The 22,524-nt window shown below is 51.6% G+C and carries 22 protein-coding genes and 1 pseudogene; 4 read left to right on the top strand and 19 right to left on the bottom strand.

The window, feature by feature from the left end:
* Nucleotides 1–455: 455 nt before the first annotated feature.
* Genes ACLH0J_RS30075 through ACLH0J_RS30065 form a run of 3 tightly spaced genes read left to right on the top strand, consistent with a single transcriptional unit; the run spans nucleotide 456 to nucleotide 3,257 of the window.
* Nucleotides 456–875 carry a GtrA family protein gene (locus ACLH0J_RS30075; protein WP_024073372.1) on the top strand — a complete coding sequence of 140 codons (420 nt, stop codon included), beginning with the start codon at nucleotides 456–458 and terminating at the stop codon, nucleotides 873–875.
* Nucleotides 841–1,824: a glycosyltransferase family 2 protein gene (locus ACLH0J_RS30070; RefSeq protein ID WP_024073373.1), complete on the top strand. Its 984-nt coding sequence runs from the start codon at nucleotides 841–843 to the stop codon at nucleotides 1,822–1,824. Before ACLH0J_RS30075 ends, ACLH0J_RS30070 begins: the two co-directional genes overlap by 35 nt.
* On the top strand, nucleotides 1,818–3,257 hold the full coding sequence (locus ACLH0J_RS30065) for an ArnT family glycosyltransferase (RefSeq protein WP_019818109.1): 1,440 nt from the start codon (nucleotides 1,818–1,820) through the stop codon (nucleotides 3,255–3,257). Before ACLH0J_RS30070 ends, ACLH0J_RS30065 begins: the two co-directional genes overlap by 7 nt.
* A 187-nt stretch (nucleotides 3,258–3,444) precedes the next feature.
* On the opposite strand, the gene ACLH0J_RS30060 is transcribed toward ACLH0J_RS30065, so the two are convergent.
* From ACLH0J_RS30060 to ACLH0J_RS30045, 4 genes and pseudogenes are all read right to left on the bottom strand, one after another.
* Nucleotides 3,445–3,675, bottom strand: coding sequence for a hypothetical protein (locus tag ACLH0J_RS30060; RefSeq protein WP_019818108.1), 231 nt, complete (start codon nucleotides 3,673–3,675; stop codon nucleotides 3,445–3,447).
* A 605-nt stretch (nucleotides 3,676–4,280) separates the two neighbouring features.
* Nucleotides 4,281–5,696 carry a heavy metal sensor histidine kinase gene (locus ACLH0J_RS30055; protein WP_019818107.1) on the bottom strand — a complete coding sequence of 472 codons (1,416 nt, stop codon included), beginning with the start codon at nucleotides 5,694–5,696 and terminating at the stop codon, nucleotides 4,281–4,283.
* Entirely contained in the window at nucleotides 5,693–6,367 is a 675-nt protein-coding gene (locus ACLH0J_RS30050) for a heavy metal response regulator transcription factor (RefSeq protein WP_019818106.1), read from the bottom strand. Before ACLH0J_RS30050 ends, ACLH0J_RS30055 begins: the two co-directional genes overlap by 4 nt.
* Before the next feature lie 486 nt (nucleotides 6,368–6,853).
* Nucleotides 6,854–7,760: pseudogene (locus ACLH0J_RS30045) on the bottom strand (cation diffusion facilitator family transporter).
* Nucleotides 7,761–8,608: 848 nt separating this feature from the next.
* On the opposite strand from ACLH0J_RS30045, the gene ACLH0J_RS30040 reads away from it, so the two are divergent.
* On the top strand, nucleotides 8,609–9,349 hold the full coding sequence (locus ACLH0J_RS30040; RefSeq protein WP_073845723.1) for an NADPH-dependent F420 reductase: 741 nt from the start codon (nucleotides 8,609–8,611) through the stop codon (nucleotides 9,347–9,349).
* 485 nt (nucleotides 9,350–9,834) lie between these two features.
* On the opposite strand, the gene ACLH0J_RS30035 is transcribed toward ACLH0J_RS30040, so the two are convergent.
* The 15 genes from ACLH0J_RS30035 to pilO2 all read right to left on the bottom strand — a co-directional run bounded on the left by ACLH0J_RS30035 (nucleotide 9,835) and on the right by pilO2 (nucleotide 22,522).
* Nucleotides 9,835–10,059, bottom strand: a complete 225-nt coding sequence (locus ACLH0J_RS30035; RefSeq protein ID WP_019818103.1) for a hypothetical protein — start codon at nucleotides 10,057–10,059, stop codon at nucleotides 9,835–9,837.
* Nucleotides 10,060–10,142: 83 nt separating this feature from the next.
* Nucleotides 10,143–10,748, bottom strand: a complete 606-nt coding sequence (locus tag ACLH0J_RS30030; RefSeq protein WP_019818102.1) for a DUF3275 family protein — start codon at nucleotides 10,746–10,748, stop codon at nucleotides 10,143–10,145.
* A 77-nt stretch (nucleotides 10,749–10,825) separates the two neighbouring features.
* Nucleotides 10,826–11,161, bottom strand: coding sequence for a hypothetical protein (locus ACLH0J_RS30025; RefSeq protein WP_019818101.1), 336 nt, complete (start codon nucleotides 11,159–11,161; stop codon nucleotides 10,826–10,828).
* A 74-nt stretch (nucleotides 11,162–11,235) separates the two neighbouring features.
* Entirely contained in the window at nucleotides 11,236–11,733 is a 498-nt protein-coding gene (locus ACLH0J_RS30020; RefSeq protein ID WP_019818100.1) for a hypothetical protein, read from the bottom strand.
* A 108-nt stretch (nucleotides 11,734–11,841) separates the two neighbouring features.
* The gene (locus ACLH0J_RS30015) at nucleotides 11,842–12,378 is read right to left on the bottom strand and encodes an STY4534 family ICE replication protein (protein ID WP_019818099.1); all 537 of its coding nucleotides are present in this window, start codon (nucleotides 12,376–12,378) and stop codon (nucleotides 11,842–11,844) included.
* A 95-nt stretch (nucleotides 12,379–12,473) separates the two neighbouring features.
* The gene (locus tag ACLH0J_RS30010; RefSeq protein ID WP_008437363.1) at nucleotides 12,474–12,725 is read right to left on the bottom strand and encodes a hypothetical protein; all 252 of its coding nucleotides are present in this window, start codon (nucleotides 12,723–12,725) and stop codon (nucleotides 12,474–12,476) included.
* A gap of 1,535 nt (nucleotides 12,726–14,260) precedes the next feature.
* Nucleotides 14,261–14,701, bottom strand: coding sequence for a type IV pilus biogenesis protein PilM (gene pilM, locus ACLH0J_RS30005; protein ID WP_019818097.1), 441 nt, complete (start codon nucleotides 14,699–14,701; stop codon nucleotides 14,261–14,263).
* A gap of 57 nt (nucleotides 14,702–14,758) precedes the next feature.
* Nucleotides 14,759–15,196, bottom strand: a complete 438-nt coding sequence (locus tag ACLH0J_RS30000; RefSeq protein ID WP_124356003.1) for a hypothetical protein — start codon at nucleotides 15,194–15,196, stop codon at nucleotides 14,759–14,761.
* Nucleotides 15,129–16,445 (bottom strand): shufflon system plasmid conjugative transfer pilus tip adhesin PilV, encoded by a 1,317-nt coding sequence (pilV, locus tag ACLH0J_RS29995; protein ID WP_019818096.1) that lies wholly within the window; start codon nucleotides 16,443–16,445, stop codon nucleotides 15,129–15,131. The genes ACLH0J_RS30000 and pilV overlap by 68 nt, the downstream gene beginning before the upstream one ends.
* Nucleotides 16,435–17,376: an ATPase, T2SS/T4P/T4SS family gene (locus ACLH0J_RS29990; protein ID WP_008437359.1), complete on the bottom strand. Its 942-nt coding sequence runs from the start codon at nucleotides 17,374–17,376 to the stop codon at nucleotides 16,435–16,437. The genes pilV and ACLH0J_RS29990 overlap by 11 nt, the downstream gene beginning before the upstream one ends.
* Nucleotides 17,377–17,386: 10 nt before the next feature.
* Nucleotides 17,387–17,902, bottom strand: coding sequence for a type 4 pilus major pilin (locus ACLH0J_RS29985; protein WP_019818095.1), 516 nt, complete (start codon nucleotides 17,900–17,902; stop codon nucleotides 17,387–17,389).
* A 25-nt stretch (nucleotides 17,903–17,927) separates the two neighbouring features.
* Nucleotides 17,928–19,067: a type II secretion system F family protein gene (locus ACLH0J_RS29980; protein ID WP_019818094.1), complete on the bottom strand. Its 1,140-nt coding sequence runs from the start codon at nucleotides 19,065–19,067 to the stop codon at nucleotides 17,928–17,930.
* The gene (locus tag ACLH0J_RS29975) at nucleotides 19,057–20,616 is read right to left on the bottom strand and encodes a GspE/PulE family protein (protein WP_019818093.1); all 1,560 of its coding nucleotides are present in this window, start codon (nucleotides 20,614–20,616) and stop codon (nucleotides 19,057–19,059) included. The genes ACLH0J_RS29980 and ACLH0J_RS29975 overlap by 11 nt, the downstream gene beginning before the upstream one ends.
* Nucleotides 20,617–20,628: 12 nt before the next feature.
* Nucleotides 20,629–21,201 carry a type IV pilus biogenesis protein PilP gene (pilP, locus tag ACLH0J_RS29970; RefSeq protein WP_008437355.1) on the bottom strand — a complete coding sequence of 191 codons (573 nt, stop codon included), beginning with the start codon at nucleotides 21,199–21,201 and terminating at the stop codon, nucleotides 20,629–20,631.
* Nucleotides 21,191–22,522, bottom strand: coding sequence for a type 4b pilus protein PilO2 (pilO2, locus tag ACLH0J_RS29965; protein ID WP_024073376.1), 1,332 nt, complete (start codon nucleotides 22,520–22,522; stop codon nucleotides 21,191–21,193). The genes pilP and pilO2 overlap by 11 nt, the downstream gene beginning before the upstream one ends.
* Nucleotides 22,523–22,524: the final 2 nt, after the last annotated feature.

Genomic DNA, 22,524 nt, shown 5'->3' with positions numbered 1-22,524 from the left:
CAGGCTTTGAACGAAAAACGAAAGTCGATGGTGTGGCAGCAAGTTCTGGGTCGTACTAGCTTGCTACCCAACCAAAAATAAACACTGAATATATGGGCTTAGCTCGACGACACGTACGTTTAGCAGGTTGCTTCTTGTTTAAACTGATGGGCGCTCGTGAGAAAATGGATCACTGGTTGGTAAGTTGATACTTAATTGGTGTAATTATTGGTGTCGTTACTGGTTTTCATGTTTTGAGAAAGTGCTTAATTGTCCAAGATCTAAAGTGCCATCATGTATATGCTCTTATCAGAATTGTAATCTCTGGATCATGCTAGAGTTATTTGTTCAGTTTATTATTAGGGTTTTTTGGTGTTTGTTGGGTGGCACAGCTATTGTCGAGGTGCTGCATTATTTAGTTCTGAAATTACATGCAGTTCACTTTTTTTTCACTTCGGGTTGTTTAGTCTTTGTAGATGGAAAATACAAGCATGTCGATCATAGCTTTGCTTATTCGTTATCTAGGCATTGGATTCGTAGCAACCGGGGGGCACTATTTTGTATTTCTCCTGCTTATTGTAAATGGAGTTACTGATCCAGTGTTAGCCAGCGTTGGCGGAGGCGTGATAGGCGCTATTATTAGCTATATTGGTAATAGAAGGCTCAGTTTCGTGGCGACGGGAATTTATAAGCTTCAACCTATCAGGTTTGTACTTGTCTCGTTGGCAACTAATATCGGTAATGGTGTAGGTATGTGGGTTCTGATTAAATTCAATCTCTCACCGCTTGTCTCTCAGATTTTAGTGACTTTAACCCTAACTGCGCTCGGATTCACTGCGCATCGTTTCTGGACATTCAATCATGCGGACATCACATCGGCTTTCCGAACGCGCTGACCCCTTGTTAACAATAGTGGTTCCTTGCTTTCAAGAAGAGCAAACCATTCCGGAATTTCACAAGCGCATCACCAGAGTTGTAAAGCGCCTGCCTGTTTCGTGCGAGATTCTCTATGTCGACGATGGTAGTAGCGATCAAACTGCAGACCTACTTCGACACTATCAAGATGGATCAAATGTACGATGCCTGTTCCTAAGTCGGAACTTCGGAAAAGAGGCTGCGTTAAGTGCAGGGATCGACCATGCACGCGGTAGCGCATTGATCTTCATTGATGTCGACCTTCAGGATCCACCTGAACTCATCTCGAGTATGGTATATCATTGGCAGATGGGTTACGACGTTGTGAACATGCAACGCGACTTGCGAACTGGCGACTCCTGGCTAAAACGCACGAGTGCACGTAGCTATTACTGGATCATGCAGCGCCTGGTGGAGAAAGTTGATCTTCCGGTGGATGTCAGTGACTTCCGTCTGATTGGTCCTGCTCCATTGGCCGCCTTAAGAGCGCTGGACGAACGCTCCAGAATTCTTAAGGGTTTGATCGGCTGGGTAGGCTTTCGCACCATTGAGTTACCCTACAATCGCACTTCCCGTCATGCCGGCAATACCAAGTGGAACGCCGCTAGCCTGCTGGACCTAGCCATCGAAAGTATTCTCAGCTTCTCCCGCAAGCCGCTTCGTATATTCAGTCTCATTAGCTTCAGTTTCTTTGTCTCCAGCATCTGCTACCTGCTCGCAGTACTGGTAGCAGGCTCCTTTGACATCCATCACCTGCTTGTCGGAATTGCTTCATTCATGTGCGTGGGTGTTGCACTGGTGGGCGAGTACGTAGGCGTAACGCTCGCGGAGGTCAAACGCCGCCCCCTTTATTTTCTAAATAGTAATAATGAAGCGCGACCCATGACTATTCATCCTCCGGCTTCCTCACTCGAGGGTAAGAAATGCTGAATTTGAAAAGCGAGCGAACATTGTGGTTCATCCTGAGTTCGATTCTGCTTTTGCGTCTCCTGGGGCTGGGCGTATATCCCCTGATGGATACCTCTGAAGCACGCTACGCTGAAATGGCACGCAAGATGGTTGAACTGAGTGACTGGGTGACTCCGATGTTCGATTACGGAGTTCCATTTTGGGGCAAGCCACCGCTGTCTTTCTGGACCCAAGCGGCGAGCATGACGGTATTCGGCACCAATGAGTTTGCTGCTCGATTCCCAGCCTGGTTTCTCCACTTGGCAAGCTGCTTCATCATCATCAGGCTCGCGACACAGGAGGTATCGCGCAAGGCGGGCATTTGGGCAGCCATCATCTTTTCCGGCACGGCGCTGGGCTTGGTGTCCAGTGGTGTTGTGCTGACTGACCCCGTTTTATCGTTCTCGATCCTGTTGGCCAGCTATGGTTTCTGGCGTTGGATGAAGTGCGCAGGCAAAGGGGATGCCTACCTTATGTTCTTAGCTCTCGGCTTGGGCCTGCTTGCTAAAGGGCCACTGACCTTGGTACTGATGGGCGCGCCAGCATTTTTTTGGATCGTCATCTACAAGCAATGGAATCGGGTATTGAGGCTTCCTTGGGTAACGGGGATTGCTCTCATGTTAGGTATATCAGTGCCTTGGTACATTGCAGCCGAAATGAAGACGCCGGGTTTCCTTGAGTATTTTTTTGTCGGCGAGCACTGGAGCCGATATGTTGTAAGTGATTGGGCCGGGGATCTCTACGGGAGTGCTCACGCCAAGCCCTACGGCACCATATGGATTCAGCTTGGCTTAGCGTTGCTTCCTTGGACTTTCTTTCTACCCCTCGTTATTAGCAGGCGTGGGACGATGCAGCGCTTCGATGTATACCTTTGGCTTTGGGCATTGGCGACACCTGTTTTCTTTACTTTCTCTGGTAACATTCTCTGGACCTATCTTCTTCCTGCTCTGCCTGCATGGACGCTACTCCTTGCCGAATGTATCAGCGAAGTGGGCAGAAAGACTGCTTGGGCTGCTGCAGCGAGCGCTCTGATGCTGCCAGTCGCGGGCGCCGGTATTATCTATAACGGTGTGCTTGAGGATCGTCCTCAGAACCAGCGAGATTTAGTGCAGGCCTGGCTGGATGTGCAGTCGTCTCAATCGGGCCCCCTGATTTATCCTGGCCGCCGCTCGTATTCGTCGGAGTTTTATAGCCGGGGAATGTCCAAAAGCATCAAAGATCCTGACAAGTGGCCTCGCGACAGATCGTTCTACCTTTCCAGGCGTTTGCGCGACAGCGATTCTGATCTACCTGTAGACGTTGGTTGCAAAATAATCACTGAAACGAACGCGAGCCAACTGCTTCTATGCCGCTGGAAGGACACTGCACAGGATGGTGAAAATATTCTAGGAGATAGTGCTACTGGCTCCCGTTGAAAGTAAGAGCCCGGCGAAGAGAGTATTTAAATTTCTAGCTGCTTTTCAGTTTAAAGTGAATAATCCATCTCAGGATTTATCTTTGATGCTGAAAAATTATTTAATAAGTACAATTAGGGAGAGGTTGCTAAAAAGCCAGATATTAATCTGGCTTTTTGTCGATGGCTTTGATCGTGTTAATTGTTTTTTACTGTCTCTTAGTTGTCGACTTGCTGCTAATGCCCTTAGGTTCTTTCTGTTTTTCTTGAGCAATTTTCTGCTTACTTTTCTCCGATACATCAGGACCCCATAGACGAGCTTGCTCGGCTCGGAAGTTATCTTTGAAATTTTTGGTTCGCTCGAAACCGTCTTCAGCAAAAGCGGAACTCATAAATCCAGTCAGTACGATACCAATAGAGAGGAGTTTTATGAATTTCATTGTGCCCTCGATGTTTACTAGGTCTGCTTAACTAGCAGCCTTTGTGGTTTGATAGTTTAGGATTTTGAAGCTAACAGCAGGGTGAGGGAATCATTACAATTTCGTAATTTATGCGTTTGGTGAAACGGTATAAATTTTGTGTTTGTGAAAGCTCCGAAGCAGGCTATTTTTCTTTCATAACCTTTAATGTGATATCTAAGCCATTGATGTTTTTGGATTTTTTGCCACTAGTGGAAGCTAGCCATAAACGATCTAAAGACTGTGTAGCAGCGATTGGATATTTTTGTTTACGCATCGAAGCTAACGGCTAGATTAGCTGGCATCTCAAATGCGGCGCCGTTGGCGGTTAGTCAAACTGGCTGTCGAATTTTTTTGACTCCGTCTGTGGTTCACTCAGAGGGGCGTGAAAGAGTTTAAGGCGGGGGGGGGGGGGGCGTGCCGATAAGGTCGCGTTATATGTGGCTGCTCGCCATATTTTCGGGTAGGGCTGCCTTCCCCTCTAGACGTCGAGCTAAAGACCAAAACAATACGGCAGCCCTCAGGCATTAAAGCTTTCAAGTAAAAAAGAGAGCTCTTCTAAAATCGGCCCCCTCCATATACGGGACCTAGGCTGCGCCCATTTGCGTTTGCTTCATTTGGGTGTCGGGAAAGTTGAGGTGAAACCAGGTAAAATTCTGATCAGTCACTTCTACGCTCGCAGAACCCTGATGCAATCCCATAATTGACTGTACTATAGCTAGGCCCAGACCCGTACCACCTTCATTTCGTGCTCGGCTTTTGTCTACACGGTAGAACCGCTCGAACAAATGCACCTGGTGTTCCTTGGCGATTCCGCGCCCCGGGTTACCAACACTCAAGGTAGTTCCGTTAGCACCGCGTTGAACTTTCACGTAAACCGTCCGGCCTCTTGGGCAGTAGCGAATCGCGTTCGAGACAAGGTTCGAGATGGCTCGTTGAATCATTATCTGATTGCCACGCACCACGCCATTTCCTGTGAGCTGGAGTTGTATTTCGCCTTCTTCGGCCGTAATGCTGAAGAGGTCGCAGACCCGCTGAATTTCGTCGAGCAAACAGACATTTTCGAATTCTACCATTGACGCGGGGTGGCTGACCTGGGCTAGAAATAGCATGTCGGAAACCATTCGACTCATGCGGTCCAACTCTTCCGTGCACGACTCCAAGACTTCTCGGTACTCAGGAAGAGACCTTTCCCGGGTCAGCGCAACCTGAGCCTTACCCATGAGATTGGACAAAGGTGCACGCAGTTCGTGAGCAAGATCGTCCGAGAACTGCGATAGCTGCTGAACCCCATCATCTAGACGCATCAGCATGATATTGATTCCATCGCCGAGCTTCTTCAGTTCTGCCGGCATCCCCTTCGTTGGTAGGCGATGATCAAGGCTCTCGGTGGAAATTTTCGAGGCAATCCTCAAGAACTTGGTCAGAGGCAGTAGTCCTCTGCGCACAGTCCACCATCCAATGGCCAAGATCAGCAAGAGAATAAGAGGCGAGACCATCAGCGCCCAGGTTAGCAATGCATCGAGCAGGGCTTGGTTGGCTGACTGGTCCATGGTCATGAACACACTAACTTCGGTTCCATCGCCTAGATTCATTACTCGCGAAGCGCTAAGTAGCGGGCGACCCGTGGAGTCACGCCACTCGTGCTGTTTAACCTGCTCGGTTGGCTTGAACTTGTGCACTTCCAGGTTGACTGCCTTCGAACCTATTGAGAGCAGTGGAGTTTGCGTTTGTCCTGACTCAAAGATGCTGACGTACAGATTATTGTGCCCCATGACCAAGTCAACTAGCTGGTGCGCGTCTGGATTGACATCAGCGATACTAGTGATAGCGGATAGGTTGTGAGTCATACCCGCCATTTTCACTTCGAGGTCCATTCGGGAGTTTCTCTCGAGAGCTTGGCTCACCATCACATACCCAAAGGTGGCGAAAAGGAGGAGCAGCGCTGCGCTCATCAAACCGACTTTGAATCCCAGCTTCACAGCCAGACTGAACGGCCTCATGCGCGCTCCTCCAGAACGTACCCTATGCCTCGAAGTTTATGTATGAGCTTGGTCTCAAATGGATCATCGATCTTCGAGCGTAATCGCCGGATAGAGACGTCAATAACGTTATTATCGCAGTCAAAGTTCATGTCCCATATCAGCCAGATGCTCTGAGAGCGTGTAAGTGCTTTGCCAGCTCGACTAATGAGAAGGTGCAGGAGAGCAAATTTCTTGGTGTTGAGGTCTATGCGTGTAGATCCACGGAACACCCGATGGCGCACAGAGTCGAGCTCTACATCCGAAATTCTCAGCGCGTTTTTCTCAAAAAGCTCGTCGCCACGTCTTTGCAGCGAGCGCATGCGAGCAAGCAGCTCGGGAAACTCGAAGGGCTTGACGAGGTAGTCATCTGCGCCACCGTCCAAACCCTTGAGCTTGTCGTTGGTTCGTCCCCAGGCAGTCAGCATAATGACGCGGACCCGGCTGGTTTCTCTAATGACTTCCAAAAGGTCCAAGCCATTGATGTCAGGGAGGTTCACATCGAGAAGCAGAAACGAATAAATATTAGTATTGAATAAGTGAGCGGCATCAACACCATTGTTTGCTATATTTACGATGTACCCGCTTTCAGAAAGGCCCTGCTGAAGGTATTCTACGTTTTTGGTTTCGTCTTCCACAACTAGAACGCGCATAACTTATCTCAGGATGTGAGTAAAATAATAGTCCAATCGGCCGCCAGTGTGGTTATACGCTGATTGGTAGTACTGCTGTGTGCTTGGTGTTTAATTTCATTATTTATTTTCATGCGCATTACATTAACTCAATAATAACTGATCCTAGCGCGAATTGGCTAAATGCGCGTAAGCTTTGCAAATTTGTAATTTTTGCGCAATATTATTGATAGTTATGATAAATTGATTGTTTGGAATAATCGAGAATCTGTCAATGGTAAGGTTTTTAAGGCCAAAGCTGGCGGATGCCTTCAGTGCGCGTAGCAGGCGAATCTGCCTGAAGGCTCCTTTAATATTGGCCGCCGGTCAACTCGATTAGTCGTTAAATTTAGAGGTGGCAGTAATGCATATTTAAAAGCGCGTATAGTCTTGGGGAACGCATCTTAAGTCGATTTTTCTTAGGGCTTCTGCCTGCAAATACAACAATTAGCGTCATCAAAAAAACGACTAGTGTGAAGGCTTCGGAGCATTATCATGAAAGGCTGCTTGCTCCATTTGAATCGTGCAGTGATGAATTTCGAACGATTTACTCACCGCGTCAATGACTGATGCGAGAATAACATCTCGATTTAATGAATCTCGCACGACTACGTGCGACGTCAGGATATTGCGGCCACTACTTAGAGCCCAAACATGCAGATCATGGACCTCCATGACCCCATCTACTCCAAGTATCAGGGACTCTATTTCCGCAATATTGAGATTGTCGGGTACCCCTTCCATAAGTACCCCCCAAGCTTTCGCGCAACAACTGCCAAGTACGTGGAAACACCCATATACCGATTGCTACGGCGACAATCGTATCGACCCAGCTCCAACCTGTAAATCGGATGACAAGTGCCGCTATGATCACGCCCAATGAACCAAGCATGTCGCTCCAGACTTCAAGATAGGCTCCCTTGAGATTCAGACTTTCACTGCTGGCAGAGGAGAGCAGACGCATCGATATCAGGTTCACAAAAAGACCCCCAATTGCGATCCACATCATCGCACCGGTAGCAATCTCCGACGGTACTAGCAAGCGCTGATACGCCTCGTACAAAATGTAGGCAGCGACCATAAAGAGTAATAAGGCATTGAACGTTGAGGCTAGGATCTCTATGCGAGCATATCCAAAAGTCCGTTTCTGGTCCGCTGGCCGCTTGGCTATTTGGAGAGCAATCAGTGAAATTGCCAGAGCAGCAGTATCTGTGAGCATATGTGATGCATCAGACAGCAGGGCTAGGCTGCCGGTAACGCATGCTCCGATAACCTCCGCAATCATAAAAATACCAGTCAGGGCAAGCGCCATGAGTAGTTTTTTCTGGTGTCCTTCACGTAGAGCGGCACCGCCATGAGCGTGATTGGATCCCACATGCTTCTCCTTGCCTAATGTAGTGGTTGGCTTCAATCTAGATTCTCATCGCTACAAACAAAAACACAAATATGGATCCTACCTTTCAGAACGGCTAATAAAACTCATTTAAACTAATTGTAGTTTAGGATGAAAGTATGTTGTTGGTATGCGATTTTTTGCAGACCTGCGTCTCCTCTAGCCGGCGATACGGTGCTAGTCAACAGCCTACTTTGACACGGCTCAAAAAAAGAAGGTTCCGCTGGGATTGTGTCAGAATTGTAATTCTGCTGTAGCTATCTCGTTATCCGTCGTCAAAAATAATACGGCTAGCTAAAAATTTACGCTACGTAGCGGTGTCGCTAAGCACAGACACGAAATTACCTCAAACTCCTCGCAACGCTGCTGAGTAACATAATTACCTAGTTTTTTAACGCCGGCCGCGGTCAATATTTTCATCGCAAATTCTGATTCCTTAATCACTGAACTATCTCGTAAGGAAGAAACCGCGGGTTTTGAAATGATGCTCGGCGATACGGAGCTCGAGAGTGCCGTTCGATGTGAGGGGTTAGGTCGATGACACCGTTGAGATGCGGAACGGACTGAGGCTTAACCATTAACACCGATTGTCGAAAGTGGTCGTCGCTACCGACCCAAAAGGGGCGAATGGCGGTAATTTGGATGCCGCTAGACGCTGGCATCGTGTGCCGATTACCGACAGCGTAACCTTTCATTCTTGAAGAGTCGTATTTACCTGAGTCAAGCGACATGCGTGCTCACCCCAGATCGCAGCGGCTTTGCGACACGCTTGATTCATTCGCACACCTAGCCAGGTAGCAACTTGAATATTGGTTGTGGGTGAGGAGGTTATTGAAGTGAAAATCGGAGTTAGCGGCGCCGGCAATATTGGGGCTACCCTTGCCCGCAAGCTCGTCGCGTGCGGCCATGAAGTTAAGCTGGCAAATTCGAAAGGCCCCGAAAGCCTTCAAAACCTGGTCAGTGAAATCGGCGCACACGCTGTGACCAAGGAAGAGGCAGTGTCCGAGGTAGGCGTTGTGATCCTCTCGATACCCTTCCCAAAATATCCAGATCTCAAACAGACGTTAAAGAATGTCCCCGAGAAAGTCGTTGTCATTGACACGTCCAATTACTATCCGGGACGCGACGGGGCAATCATAGAAGTTGACGACGGCAAGCCCGTGAACGTTTGGGTAAGCGAGCAGTTTAGCCGCCCGGTCATTAAGGCTTGGAACGCCGTCCTTGCAGCGACTCTTGCCGACAATCGGCAACCAACTGGATCTTCGACACGCATTGGCTTACATGTAGCAGGGGATGACACTCATGCAGAGGCCGTCGCGCAGGATCTCGTTGAGGATACGGGCTTTATCGCGCTTGCCGCTGGTAGCCTTGAAGATTCGTGGCGTCAGCAACCAGGAACACCAGCCTACTGCACCGAGCTAACATTGCCGGAGCTGAAGATGGCGCTGGAGGCGGCAGACAAGGTACGGGCACCTCAAAACCGAGACGCACTTATCGCAAAATTTATGGTTCCCGGCAGTCAGTTTACAGATGAGCAAATTGTTGCCACAAATCGCGCTAGGACGGCCTGACTACCGGATTAGGCGGGATTCTTTGCTAGAATTTCGCCTAATTGATCTAGTCGCTAAACTCATCTCTTTACGTAAACAGGGCACTGCAGACGCGTGCCTAACTCAGCGTCTGGATGAGGCCGCGAATTTCCTAACCTGTCCTGTATCGCGGCCTAGGCCACGTCACGTTGTTCAAGCATCCGCTCAATCTCAGCGCCAGCTAAAGCGTCGCAAGCGTGCGGCGTGGTCTACTACCGATCTCAACTATTAAGGCGTTGGCGTCAGGAAGGCGTGTTTACCGGACGCTTACCTTCAAGGAATTCCGGGCAACACAGAAACAAGAACGCCGATTTGATTGATGATGTTCGTGCGAGCAAACACATCTAACAAACCGGCGTTCTTATGTGCGATATTATACTTTTCTTCCTTTTTGGGAGGGCTTTTCTGTCGTTAACACAAAGCCTGATGGTGATGCCCTCCAGATCGATCTGACTCCCCGCGCCAAACTAGACCGTCTCGTTTTGAAATAGTGGGCTGTGCCCAGTGAGAAAGATTTGCCCCAGGTATTTGGGGCGAAGGGCAACGGCGCCATCGGCTTGTTCTGCCGTCATTTCGAGCTCCTCTACGAAGAAGTCCCAAAGCTCCTCATTCGTCGATACCTCGTTATTGGCGAGCTGATCTTCGATGTTTTCAAGGATTTGTTGGGTCAGGTTATTGAAGATTAGATTCATGTGCTGCTCCTGTTGAGTCGAGGAGCGCCCAGGAGGGAGCCTCTCATGAATGTGCCGATTGGCTTGGCGTATCGCCGGCATCGTTAGGTATTGGAGATATTCCATACCTGCAGTTTGAAGTTGTGTAAATAGCCGAGCTCCGAGAGCCGACTGCACTGTTGGCGTAGTTGCTGACGATCAACAGTTGTGTCCAGCCTGACTGTATAGCTTAGAGGCCAGATTGTGCCGAACAACTCGGCATCTGCCTCGAGGTCGTTGGTTGCGCCGGTCGGGGTCATCCCGAACGGGGCATCCTCTTTTGATACCTGTTTATTGGTGGCCGGTAGGGCGGGCGGATTATTACGCTGCACAGGCTTGGAGAGGTTGGAAGAAGACTCTTCATCCATAGGGTCAGGCTCGTTTGGCGAGAGCCTGGCGGCGTCTTCTGGTGTCAGATTGTCGACGTCGTCGAGGCTCATGCTTTCCAGCCTTGCACGGATCTCAACGATCAGGCGGCCTGCTGTGGAGTAATACGAAGGACGGATCTCCGTTATCAGAAAGTCGCCTCGGTATTTGCCTTCATCGTACTGATCGAGGAGTGCGTCTTTGATCACGAACTCACCGATAGAGGTCGAAAGCCGTCCGACGTTGAATTCGCCATTACGGCCGCTGATGGTACGGATGGCCAGTTGGCCGGGGATGTTGATCATGGGCAGCTCCACACTGCTACGAATGAAAAAAGCCCGACAGGTGTCGGGCTTTGGGCAGTGCTGTGATTGTCGAAGGATTACGGGCAAGAAGTATGAGTTTCTTCCTTGAGTGAGATGTACAGATAGAAAACGCCTGGCGGTGATTCTATACGGTCAAGTTTTAGGTCCAGCCAGACTCGATCAGTGCTATTGCCGGCAGGCAATAAACGATAGAGGCCGAAATGGATCTGTGTGCTGTCAGGTTGCAAGTGCAGTTCTCGGTAGGCCTCCAGGACAACTTCGCCCAGTCGCTCACTGACAACACTTGCATCCTGAGGGTTTTCAATATGCACCGCTTCCTGCCAGGCCCGGGGTGTTAAAACGACCGGGAGCTTGAGCAGGTCAGACGACACGAGGTTAGTGGTGCTTTGCATGTTTATCTCCAGGTGTGAGAAACCACCCGGCCCGTCCGGGAAGTGGTTTCCCGGTTAGGTATGTTTTGGTTATGTCAGGACCAGCACACGTGGCGTTGTGTCCAGAGGTTGAGGTCAAAAGCTTGTTTCGCGGCATATTCGCTGCGGTAGTATTCTTCGGACTCCCTTGATACCGGTTCAAACTCATCAGCGGTACCAATGTAATAGCCCGCAGCGCTCTTCAGTATTTGGAGGGGGTACTCGATACCGCACTCGGCGAATGCAAGTTTCCCGTATGCAAAATCCGACACAATGTATGGTTCCGGTGTTATTAGCTGCTGCTGGTCTTCTTCAGTAAAGCGTGACCAACCGCCACCATTAATGGCCGCGTTCACTCCTTCGCCCCAAGCTCGACTGAGCGCAGGAACGGTTTTGAACAGCTCGGGTACGATCGGCTGGCCGGCGCGGTACGCGTCGGCACCCAGAATATGAGCCTCGATCTCAGCCTCATATTGGGTAATCTCGTCGCCATAGATTTCCGCTTTTGCATAAGCAACGCGTATATCGAGAGATTGCGTAAATAACGTGTTCATAAAGGTGAGTCTCCAACGGACGAGAATCACCGTGCCCGGAAGGGAGGTGTTCCCTGCGGACTTTGATAATAATGAAGGCACCCGAAGGGTGCCTTTCAACAAAGTGAATCAAGATGCCGTACGCTGCTGTTTAGCGGGCGTTGGCTTGGATTGTTCCTCTGCTACTGGCTCGGATGCTTCTTCGCTTGCGAGCTGTGCTTCAGGTTCCGCTTCGCCGTCTTCAACAACTGGTTCTACTTCACGAGGCTTTGCTTCATAGACGGTTTGGCCATCCACCTTGATCCAGCCGATAAACAACAGGCGTCCCTTGAGGCTTGCTCCAGGTTGACCTTTTTTATCGCCTTTCTCGTAGGTAAATGCGTCGGTCCAGATATCACCGATGCGGAAGCTCACAAGGACCTTCTTTCCGGCTTCAACGGCTGCTTGGCTGCGACGAATCAGCTTTTCAGCTTCAGCGCCGACCACGTTGCAGTCGATATAGGAATACTCGGCATCATCCATCGAGCCGCGCAGAGCCGCAACGGTAACTGCCATGAATGGCTTACCTTTGCCGCGAGGTTTCACTTCACGGATACGGTTGAGATAACCGATACCAGTGGTGTGAAGGTCGAAGAATTTTGCTTCGTTGGATTGATTAGTGCTCATGGTGATTCTCCAGTTTCGAAATAACAGAAAGCGGAGAAACACTTCGCCCTAGGGGGAAAGTATTCCCCGCGAGGGTGGGTGGAGCTTAAGGTTGTTTAATGCATCAGCTTCATTGCAGCAATCATTACACCGACAGCTGCAGACAACATGACGCCCATGCGAATGGTGAGCTTGACTTCAAGCTGTGAAATCTCAGATTTGAACTCTGCAGCAAGAGCAGTTAAATCTGCCTTGGTAGCCAAACGTGAAAGCATGTCGGTCTCCAAAGCTTCAATAACAGCATTTGCCTTCTGTTCCGGGACGTTAATCGAAATCAACGCCTGGTAGAGAGCCAGTTCAGTTTTCATCAGACCTCCAAAAGTGAGAGGCCTGCCCTGACGGGGTAGGCCCGTCATGGGTGGGAAAGGTGCTTCCATCGACTAAGTCGACTGATCGCGCTACCGGAAGCTATGGCGATCTTGGGAGTGGATCAATGCAGAAAACCGCATCGTAGTCTTGCGGATCCAGACTACTTGGGCATGTTGCTGACGACGTCAGCGATACATGTGCAGATCATGGAAATACGATTGTCGCTTGTCAAGCCCCTACCGTGAAAACTCTGAGGAAACCTTCCCTTTGGGAAGGCTCCCTACAGAGGCGAAGGACGCAGACTTAGCAAGTTGCTGGCACCAACGAGCGTGCAGCTGGCTTCTTACGCGGTTTCCGAGCTGGCTTTTCGACCACTCGAGTGTTAGCCGCGTACCAAAGGTTCAGGTCGACACCTTTACGAGTTATTGCCGGTACATGATCCATCTCACGTACGAGACGCTCAGGTACGCAGGGCGGTGGAAGCAACGGAGCTGCTTTGGTATGGATAGCTGTGGGCGCAGCGCTGGTTTTCTTTACCGCACGCAGAAACTGTCGCGTGATGGTGCCAAGCGCGAAACCGAAGCCATAAGCAAGTTTGGACATGGTGATTCTCCTGCAGGTTGAATGCGGAGAACCCACTGACCCCGTTGGGGAAGTGATTCCCCGCGAGGTGAGTTGCATAAGGTGCTTCCATCGACGATTGTCGACCGACCGCGCTACCAGAAGCTCAGCGGTCTTGGGCGGATCTGACACGAACATCGTGTCGCAGTCTTCAAGATCCTGACTGCCTGGGCATGATGCTGACGACGTCAGCAAAGCACGTCCATATCATCGAAGGGGGGATGGTGATGTGTCAAGCGGAGAGGGATATTTCGCGGAGGGCAAAGAAGGTTCAGGTCGACAGGAGAAGCTACCGAGAGTAGCTGGGTCAACAGTCACTCTCGGATGTAGTAAGTAGCGTCTTTCAGAAAAAAATACCACCTGTGCGGGATGAAGGCGTTGTTGATCCCTGGGCTGTGATCTGAACGTCTTACTTCCAACACCTGGCCGATTATCGTGGCTGAGGCCAGCTAGCATAAGGCACGCATCCGCGCACAAAGGGAGCCCTGCGTTTCGCCGGCGGGCCACCGGCAAGGAAAAGCAGCTACCAATAGGTAGCCTGATCATCCTTTGCAAGATGATCAGGCTACCTATTGTGTGAGCTTTAAAAAGTGTGGGCCACAACACCAGTGTGGCCCTTAGACTACGGTGCTTCGAACCTCAACAGAGCCCTATGTGCCTTTGAACTCGCAATTCACGAGTTAGACGGCTGCGTGTCTGGCTTGAACAGGGAGACACAGGGAGAGCTCTGAACCAGGTCCGCACGCCCTTCCCGGAGCTATGCGTGCTTTGGGGTTGGTGATGAGGCAAGCCGCATCACCGGGCGCTACTGATGACCGCCAGTAGCCAACGGGGTGGAAACGTTGTTGTGATCATTATGTTGATAGGCCGGAGCTTATGCAACCCGGCGCCTTTCAAAGTCGGTCGACTCAGACTAATTGACTGCGACGACCGCACCTTCGGGAACAGGGGACGGAATTGCTATACCGGTCGCCCCAGTTATCTGTGAAATCAGCATTCCTGAACGCTTTAAACCAACGGTAGTTGTCTTTGTCAGGTCTACCAGCACAGAAGGCAAGCCTGACGGTGCAACCCCATCAAAATAAGTATAGGCCGTTCCTGATGAGATGTAAGAACCTACGCCCACAGGTTTCACAAACCACCCAGGTAGGTTGAGCGCAGAATCGCTCGGTACTCCGCTGAAGCCCGGGTTGGCCTGGGCATATTCGGTAGCGGCAGATCGGTACACCAGAAAGCCGCGACCCAGTGAGTCGAGGGTAGCGTAGTCGGATGTACGTTGGTCCTGATGTTGGTTCTCCATGAAAATGCTGGAGGCAATGAGCACAATCATCAAAACGAGCCATTGCATTGTCATGATATGAGCTCCATCCACAAAATGGTGGTTGTTACCACCTACGCGTCAATAACAAAACTATTTCGTGAGGATAATCAATGTTAAGCAAATTCCTACTAGGCCAAGCGCAATGACAGTCCACTTTGCGGCTCGCTTGATGCTCATTGGTTTGCGTTGTGGATTGATTAATTCCATAGTGGCGATCTTTTTTACTAAATAACGACCAGAGGCCGTTGGTTGTAACTTGTAAGTGAACTCGCCGACCTCGAATGCCTCTTTTTCTTCTAGTGCGCGACGCCATAGCACAGTTGAGCATATCCTGCTTCGGGTGCTTAGCCAGGTCTGTAATTCTCCAGCACTATACTCAACGTTATTCTCAAGCGTCTGCACTGCAATAATCCCCATAAACATACTATAAAACGTTTTTGAAATTTTATAAATGGATGCTTTATTTGAAGCAGCTCCAATAGAAAAGACCTGGCCAGGAAAGTCGAGATGTGGAGAGAAACCATCCACTTGCATTTCTGAAGATGTACCCAGTCTCACTATCCCCGATGCCAAAAGCGCCAGTTAAAGAGCATGACTTCCATGTAGTGTCGCCAAGGGAGCAGGTCACACTTCCTCTGGCAGGCGCCTGGCAGGTGCCCTGGATCAGCTGGAATTCCCACCCACCTGGTCTTTTCCATAAGCCTTGTTCGCAGGACAACGTTATTCCCGCGGCGCTTTTTGCAAGAAGGGTTCGGTCACTGCACTGTTGCCCCTCGGTAGCTATGCCTCCCAGGGACAAATATTCATTTGTCTGAATGCGATCATAGGCCGTTATCTTGCCCGTCGAGGTTATCTTTCCACCCCATAGTTCACCTCCGGTTGAAAAGTTTTTGTCGTTATAAACTTGGACCCAGTTGGGGCTATTTTGATAAATCCCGCCTCCCCATTTTTCGCTGTACCAGCCTGTGTCACCACGTGTTCTGAACCAACCACCTGTGCTGGTATCACCGGTAATGGTTGCAGTAGCGGCATTAACATTGGCTGTGGCGATAACGTTTCGAGCTGTAATGTCGGCGTTAGCTGTTATGTTGCCTGACGCTGTGATACTTCCTGCGTTGTTAATATTGTGGTTGCCCATCGTGATATCAGTATTCATCGTGTTGAATTCTGGATGATTGGGCACTGCGTTTCGATATAGATAGTCATTAGCCAACGCTCCATCCATAAGAAAAAGTGCGCTAGCTGTATGTCCTGGGCCAGGAGCTATAGCATAGTTACTTAGTGCTACCTGCCATCCACCCCGCACGCCCTGGACGATGTTCGGATTGGCAGAAGAGATGAACCCACCAGGTCCTCCGAGATTTTCAGCGATGGTTCGAATACCCATTTCAGGAATCGTCTGCCCACCTGTAGTAACCACAATCACTTCCAGTTGATTGGCGTTGGGTTTCCGGGCGAGGCCGACAATGGTCTGCCCAAAGGCGTTAGTGGGGCTATAACCTGCAGGAAGGTAGTTGGTGTTGACGAGCATCGGAACGGTTATTTGCACCGGTACGGTTGCTGCCGCGTTGGCCAGCACCACGCTGTAGTTATCCTTCAGATATTTGGCCAATGCCTCTGAAATGGTTCTCTGTTGATCAGCCGCAATTCGATAGTCCTGAGAATCCATCTGCTTGATTTGCCATGCGATCGCCAAAGTGACGACAACGGAGAAAACGGCCAATCCGATCGCCATGTCCAAGCTCAAGAACCCCCGCTGCTTGATCCTACTGGTCATTCCAGAGACTCCTTGATGATTGGTGAGCGATGTCGTGATCGAGCATCGTGATCTTTCCTGCATGGACTTTCTCTCGGATGCCCGGTCCGTCATCGCCTGTGAAAAGCAGGCTCTGCAGGGTTAATCGACGACTTCCTTCGTTGCCACTTGATAAGGACTGGTGAAGAACAGCCACCAACCCCTTGGAGAGCAGCTCTCGGGCGTTATTGAGTAACGGCTGAGCCAGGGCTGATATACGTTCAATGCCTTGAGTAACGCTGCCGGCATGACCTGTGCTGATAATGAGATGGCCATTGATCGAGGCTTGAATTACTTGTGCTGCTGTCGAGCTGTCGCGAATTTCTCCCACGAACAGGAAATCGGCTCTTGTGCGCAGCGCTAGGATCAAAGCTTCCTCGTATCCCCCCATCCGGCGAGAGACCGGAACTTGAATGCAGCGCCCACTCCCATGCCTGCCATTCAAAAATGGTTCTGGAGGATCCTCTACAGCCACACAAATGCCTCCCCAGGCCTCGAGACGTGCTTTCACCAGTGATGCAGCACTTGAGGTTTTCCCTGTGCCCATTTCCCCACAAATAAATATCAGGCCGCGTACCGTGTCGCTCATCAGCGCGTCCTGCAGATAGTCGGGCAGACCCAGCATGTCCAATGGACGGATCTGGACTGAGGATTTGCTTACGACAAACACAGGCTTGCCATTCAAATCCAGCAACTGGGTTACACGAAGGACGACGCCATCTTCAATTAGGGCGAACTCTGGATCCTGGGTTGCCTTGTGCTTTTCCTCGCACTGCGCCCGTAAGCGCTCAAGGTCTGCCCGCCATTCGGCGGGCGCTTCAACCCTTCGTGCCTGCCCAGGGAGACCTTTGGCGTCGGCAAATCCATCGCCGAGGTACAGGTCGACGAATTCAGCATCAGAGATCACGCTCACACTGAGTTCCTTAGTACGAAGTCCAAGCGATGGTATTGGCGTCCGAGGAGCAGCTGGTCGCAGCTGCCACCGCAGTGATTTCGCCGGCAATTGCAGTGCCGCCATTGATCGCCGTCGTTGTCTGTTTGTCCTTGGCCATGTTCGAGGCAAGGGTGATGCAGGCATTTTTCGGAAGGTTGGATTCTGTGATGGTGAAGGTCATGCCGTTGCTCATTACGGTCACTGCGCCGTTCCAGCGGTTGGACAGGGCATTACCGTTGATGCTCATGCCGCCAGTTGCCTCGAGGTTGATCAAAGAAGGCGCCAAGTTGGTGCCTGCCGTGGCGTAGCCCGTGGTGCTTTTCAGTCGTTTGGTATTGCTCAGCAACGTGCCGAGATTGCTCTGTTCAATGGTGACGTCCGAGCTGCCGAACGTTCTGTAGCCCATGAACACGATGAAACCAAGTGCCACCGCGATCAGCATCAACCAGAACATCCCGTCCAGGGAGAGAAATCCGCGTTGGTTGTTTTGAGTGTTTGTTGGCATTTCCAGTACCTCATTTAGGTTTGATTTAAAGCGTTGCAGTCACATTGCCGGCCAACTGGAAGATCCCGACCACTACCAGAATCATCATGACCCCCATGGCCATGGAGGACATGCCGATAAGAGATTTGGCGATGGCTTCGACGCGCTGAAGCGTTTGCTCCAGCCACCGGTTGGAAAACCGTTCCATCGACTCAGCGAAGCCTTTGCGGGTGGCGAGCACTTCCAGAAAATGCATCGCCATGGGGTCTGGGAATTGATGACCCGCAAGCTTCAATGCGGTACCGAAGTTTTTGCCGGCGCTCACTCCGTAATGAATGGCGCTCAGGCGCTCTTTCAACCATGGAGAGGCATTGCGTTGAAGAGAGGTCAGCGCATCTAGTTGGTTGATGCCGGAGCGCAGCATCACAGCCATGTTGAGCAGAAAGATCGATCCGTGGAGCGCCTTGTAGACTGACCAAGGCGGGAGCCTCTCTGCTCGGACTCGCAGGACCTGGAGCAGCTTGTTCAACTGCAGCTTCCACGAAGGGCTGGCGGCCGTAATCTGAAGGCCGCAAAACACGGGTAGAGTGATGATCGATATGAGGATAAAGACGATTACAGCTATCAGCGTCACTAGCCCGTAGTGGGTCACGAAATTCGATAGGGCATAGAGGAAGGCCGGCACGCCGGTCCACGCCTCGGGGTTGGAGCGTCGTGTCATGGAGGGCACCATCCACACTGCAATCACATACAGCAACGCCGCCATGACGCTCCACACCATGGAGGGGAAAACGGTGGCGGACGCTACGAGTTTGCTGATCCGCTGACGTACTTCGATGATCCTCACGCAGTCCCGAAATGCCTGCACCAGGTTGCCGGTGTCTTCCCCGGAAGCGATCAAAGAGTTCTCGTCATAGGGAACCCAGCCTTCGCAGGAAATGCTCAGCGATTTCCCACCTTTTACCGATTGCGCGATATCCCTGCAGGCAAGGGACACTGGATGGAGCTTCTGCCCGTTATCGCTGAATGCTCTGGCCACCGTGTGCAGTGCGTCTTCAAGCGACACACCATCCTCAAGGATGCCCATCAGGCTCTCGTAGAACTGGATTCTTTCGTTTTTGCCAAACTGCTTGGCATAGAAGGTCTCTGCCCAACGATTCAGCATCGCTCTGACGTCACTCAGCATGAGCGAGCTCCAGGATTTGCCGGTCAAAGTCCAACGGCCCCACCGTCATTTCGGCGTGGCGGGGGTCTACTAATCCTTGTTTCAGTTTGATGATCGTGTGTGCGGTCTTGGTAATACCGCCCATTTCCTTGACCCAGTGGCGACGTGCCGCACTTGCACCCTGCCCATTGAAAACGCGCATGAATTCAAGGTCGGTGAGCAAAGTTTCCGCAACCACCGTGCGACCGGTGATGCCCAAGCCTTTGCAATGCGGGCATCCCGGTCCTTTGAGGTAGGTCTCATCAATCGCTTCCAAATCGCGCAAGTGCTGCACCAGCGCACTGTTGAGCTGCCCGAGATGCTCGCGTGCGGGGACGCGGCAGTGGGAACACAGCACGGGCAAGAGGGATTGATTGACCACGCTTGTCATCAGTGCAGGATCAGTAACCAGGTGTCGGTCTACACCCATGTCGATCAGTCGTTGAAGAGCTGCTACAGCGTTGTTGGTGTGCAGTGTCGTCAGCACCAGGTGACCAGTCATACCGCCGCGGAAAGCCGCTTGTGCTGATGCAAGGTCCCGGATCTCCCCATACATGAGAATGTCAGGGTCGAGTCGCATGGAATTGGTGATCCCGTCATTCCAGGTTTCACCGGCGCCCAGCGGTGACTGATTGGCGAGAAGTGGATATTCAGGTGGATCTTCCATCGTCAGAATGTGTTTTGTTCCACCGCACTCTTCGTGCAAGAGGTTCAGGTTTACCTGCAGCGACTTCGATTTGCCGGAACCGGTGGGTCCAGTGATCAGGTTCACCCCATAAGGCAAGCTGCGGATGCGGCTGAATGCATCAATTTGCTGCGTCAGGAAACCGAGATCACTAAGCGTCATTTTGGTTTTGTCGTCATACAGCAGACGCAAAACCATCAGAGGGCCATCTACGAGCGGCCGAGTGGCGACTCGGGCACCGAACAAACCGAGTTGGTCGACATAGGCGCGTTTTACCCTGGCGTCCTGGCTCACCTGCGGCTGGTAGTGGTCTTTCGCGACATCGCACATGCTGTTGTAGAGGGACGAGCAGAGCTCCATGCCCACCTGGCTCTGGTGCTGTTCTGCCTCCCACAAGAGCCCGTGGATGCGAAAGAAGATTCGAGTGATATCGTGACCTACGACAAAGTGGACGTCGCTGGCATTGCGCCGGTGGGCTTCTCCTAAAAGCTGCACCACCTGGGCCTGGCGCTTCGTCTCAGTCGCCGATAGTGCTTTACCATTTGCATCATCATTGGCGCGGTAGAGTGCCTTGATTGTGCTCATCGAGCAGACCTTGACCTCAAAGTGGTGATTTTCGTGTTCCAGCTGGTCCTCGAATGCCATGACATAGGCATCCGTTTGGTGTTGGGCTGACACATACAAAATCCCATCGCTGGTCAACGCACATAGTTGACGCAGCTCGGGTTTCAGCTCAAACGGTCCACCAGGGGCCGTCAGCAGTATTTGGTGCGACGTCAGTAGGACTGCAGCAGACTCATCACTGTCAGGCTCTATGACATCTGGTTTTTCAGTCAGGATCGTCATCGAACTTCTCAATCAACGTTGGCCAGGGATCAGCCCAGGCGGCATAGGTGCTGATGGGGTAATGCTGGGGGCTGAATTGTTAACGTTGCTCAAGCTGGCCGGGGGCGTACTGGAAAAGCCGAGGGGGTAGCGCTTACCGCCACGCTCGAGGGTCACGTTTTCGACGGAGAGGATGGCCATGCGATAGCCACCGGGTAACTCCCGAGATGAGGCATCTGCGTCTACTTCAAATCCGCTGCTGTAGAGCAGAGTCGCACGCAGCCGTTTTGCTGAGCCGAATACCGCTTTCACGACAGGCAAGTCAGACTGTGTATCACTGCTGTGCGCCGAGGCTGCAGCCGGCTGTGTGAGGTTTCCTTGAGAAAAAAACACAGTTGACGGCTGCGTCGTCGCACTTTGGTCTTCGCCCTTGATCGATCTTTCGGCCTTGGCCTTCTCGGCTTTGGCATTCAACAAGATCGTCTGGCTTTGAATCTGGGCCAGCTCGCCGACGTTCACCCCAGATAGGGTGTTCTCATCTGCCCAGCTCGATGGTGCCCCTAACGCAAGGATGGAGCACAAAAAGCACAGCGCTTTATTTCGCATATAGGTCACCTATTACTGACCAGACAAGGTGGCCGGTCTCATATTTGGTTGTGATTTCGCGCAGCCGTAAGCCCTGACTGGGTGCGCCGGATAATGAGTCCAGCGGCGTAATGCCAGTGGCATAGCTCAGCTCGAATTGCTTCCATTGAGGCGGTGGGGGCGGCGGTGGCGCAGGTTGGCCCGGTATCGCTGGTTGAATGGGCACAACGACCGGCACTTCTTTCAGCACTGGGGTTTGAGTGAAGCTGTGCAGCCAAGACGACAGGTTCGCCAACATCACGATGGCGTCTTTTAGAGGCTCATCACCGGCTGCGGGTAGAGAGATGTCGAATTTCAACGTGGCCGAGTTGCCCTCGTCAAAGAAGGCCGGCCGATCAGAAAAGTGGCCCTGCGTCGCCTGTATCAGTTTGTCGGCCGTGCTATTGCCCGAGCGCTTATAGGAGGACAAAACCTGTGCGCCGTCGCAGACGGCACTCGTGAACTGCCATCCCTGAATGGACAGAGGCAACTGATAAATGACGTTGCTGCAACCCTCCAGGAAATCTGCAACAGATGGACGTTTGGCCCAAGGGTGTTCAAGCGCTTGGGGCGTCTGTTCCATACCGGATTCTTTTTGCAGTCTGGCCAACTCTGCCAGGCGTTGCTGTTCAGCCTGGAAAGCCGCCTCTTTGGCTATCTGGTCCTGATGGTTCTGCCATTGAGCCCATCCGATGATGCCGGCAGCGATCAGCACGCCAAGAACCGCCAGCTGTACAAGTTCTGGTTTGGATAGCCCAAAGACGAGTGGCCGTAGCCGGTACTCGCGTTTTAGATGCGACGGCTGAAGCAGCTCTGCCACGTCCAGTGGTTGACCGCCCATATCGAACTCTGGGGGCAGGTACTCGTTGTCGAAGTTGATCCCACGACTGCGTTGTTGCGCGACTCGGCGGCGGACCTCAGCACCAGTGCCGATCATGTCGCAGCCAGAGATCACGCCACCTTGATACACAGCAACGAGGGCATATTGGTCAATCTCGCTTTCAGTTTTCCAGGCCGCGATCCATGAGTCCCCCAGCTGTCCAGCCAGGGTGGCCGCGAGCGAGTACATCCCTTTGATGACCTCCTCGCTGCGCGCTACAAAACCTGCCTGAATAATGGCTGGTGTTCTTCTAATGGCGACAATGTCGAGGTGGTGCTCACGACCGTACTGGCGCGCTTCCTTCATGTGCCCGGTGACACTACCCAGCGGATGCCAGCGCAGACCGGTGACAAATGATTTTCCACGATACTGGAGTACCTGGACTCGAGCAGAGCGTGCATTTTTTGAGGTTTCCGCAACCATGG

The organism is Pseudomonas sp. MPB23, from assembly GCF_046605395.1.
Taxonomy (GTDB): domain Bacteria; phylum Pseudomonadota; class Gammaproteobacteria; order Pseudomonadales; family Pseudomonadaceae; genus Aquipseudomonas.
Note: the sequence above shows the minus strand (reverse complement) of the source record. Positions and strands in the feature narration are given on the sequence as shown.

What these genes read in the sequence shown, in the direction of transcription:
- ACLH0J_RS30070 (WP_024073373.1), top strand. Translation starts at nt 841, where the DNA reads ATGCGGACATCACATCGGCTTTCCGAACGCGCTGACCCCTTGTTAACA.
- pilP (WP_008437355.1), bottom strand. Translation starts at nt 21,201, where the DNA reads ATGCGAAATAAAGCGCTGTGCTTTTTGTGCTCCATCCTTGCGTTAGGG.
- ACLH0J_RS30050 (WP_019818106.1), bottom strand. Translation starts at nt 6,367, where the DNA reads ATGCGCGTTCTAGTTGTGGAAGACGAAACCAAAAACGTAGAATACCTT.
- pilO2 (WP_024073376.1), bottom strand. Translation starts at nt 22,522, where the DNA reads ATGGTTGCGGAAACCTCAAAAAATGCACGCTCTGCTCGAGTCCAGGTA.
- ACLH0J_RS30010 (WP_008437363.1), bottom strand. Translation starts at nt 12,725, where the DNA reads ATGAAAACTGAACTGGCTCTCTACCAGGCGTTGATTTCGATTAACGTC.
- ACLH0J_RS29980 (WP_019818094.1), bottom strand. Translation starts at nt 19,067, where the DNA reads ATGCTGAGTGACGTCAGAGCGATGCTGAATCGTTGGGCAGAGACCTTC.
- pilM (WP_019818097.1), bottom strand. Translation starts at nt 14,701, where the DNA reads ATGACAATGCAATGGCTCGTTTTGATGATTGTGCTCATTGCCTCCAGC.
- ACLH0J_RS30075 (WP_024073372.1), top strand. Translation starts at nt 456, where the DNA reads ATGGAAAATACAAGCATGTCGATCATAGCTTTGCTTATTCGTTATCTA.
- ACLH0J_RS29985 (WP_019818095.1), bottom strand. Translation starts at nt 17,902, where the DNA reads ATGCCAACAAACACTCAAAACAACCAACGCGGATTTCTCTCCCTGGAC.
- ACLH0J_RS29975 (WP_019818093.1), bottom strand. Translation starts at nt 20,616, where the DNA reads ATGACGATCCTGACTGAAAAACCAGATGTCATAGAGCCTGACAGTGAT.
- ACLH0J_RS30015 (WP_019818099.1), bottom strand. Translation starts at nt 12,378, where the DNA reads ATGAGCACTAATCAATCCAACGAAGCAAAATTCTTCGACCTTCACACC.
- ACLH0J_RS30020 (WP_019818100.1), bottom strand. Translation starts at nt 11,733, where the DNA reads ATGAACACGTTATTTACGCAATCTCTCGATATACGCGTTGCTTATGCA.
- pilV (WP_019818096.1), bottom strand. Translation starts at nt 16,445, where the DNA reads ATGACCAGTAGGATCAAGCAGCGGGGGTTCTTGAGCTTGGACATGGCG.
- ACLH0J_RS30065 (WP_019818109.1), top strand. Translation starts at nt 1,818, where the DNA reads ATGCTGAATTTGAAAAGCGAGCGAACATTGTGGTTCATCCTGAGTTCG.
- ACLH0J_RS30055 (WP_019818107.1), bottom strand. Translation starts at nt 5,696, where the DNA reads ATGAGGCCGTTCAGTCTGGCTGTGAAGCTGGGATTCAAAGTCGGTTTG.
- ACLH0J_RS30035 (WP_019818103.1), bottom strand. Translation starts at nt 10,059, where the DNA reads ATGAATCTAATCTTCAATAACCTGACCCAACAAATCCTTGAAAACATC.
- ACLH0J_RS30060 (WP_019818108.1), bottom strand. Translation starts at nt 3,675, where the DNA reads ATGAAATTCATAAAACTCCTCTCTATTGGTATCGTACTGACTGGATTT.
- ACLH0J_RS30025 (WP_019818101.1), bottom strand. Translation starts at nt 11,161, where the DNA reads ATGCAAAGCACCACTAACCTCGTGTCGTCTGACCTGCTCAAGCTCCCG.
- ACLH0J_RS30030 (WP_019818102.1), bottom strand. Translation starts at nt 10,748, where the DNA reads ATGATCAACATCCCCGGCCAACTGGCCATCCGTACCATCAGCGGCCGT.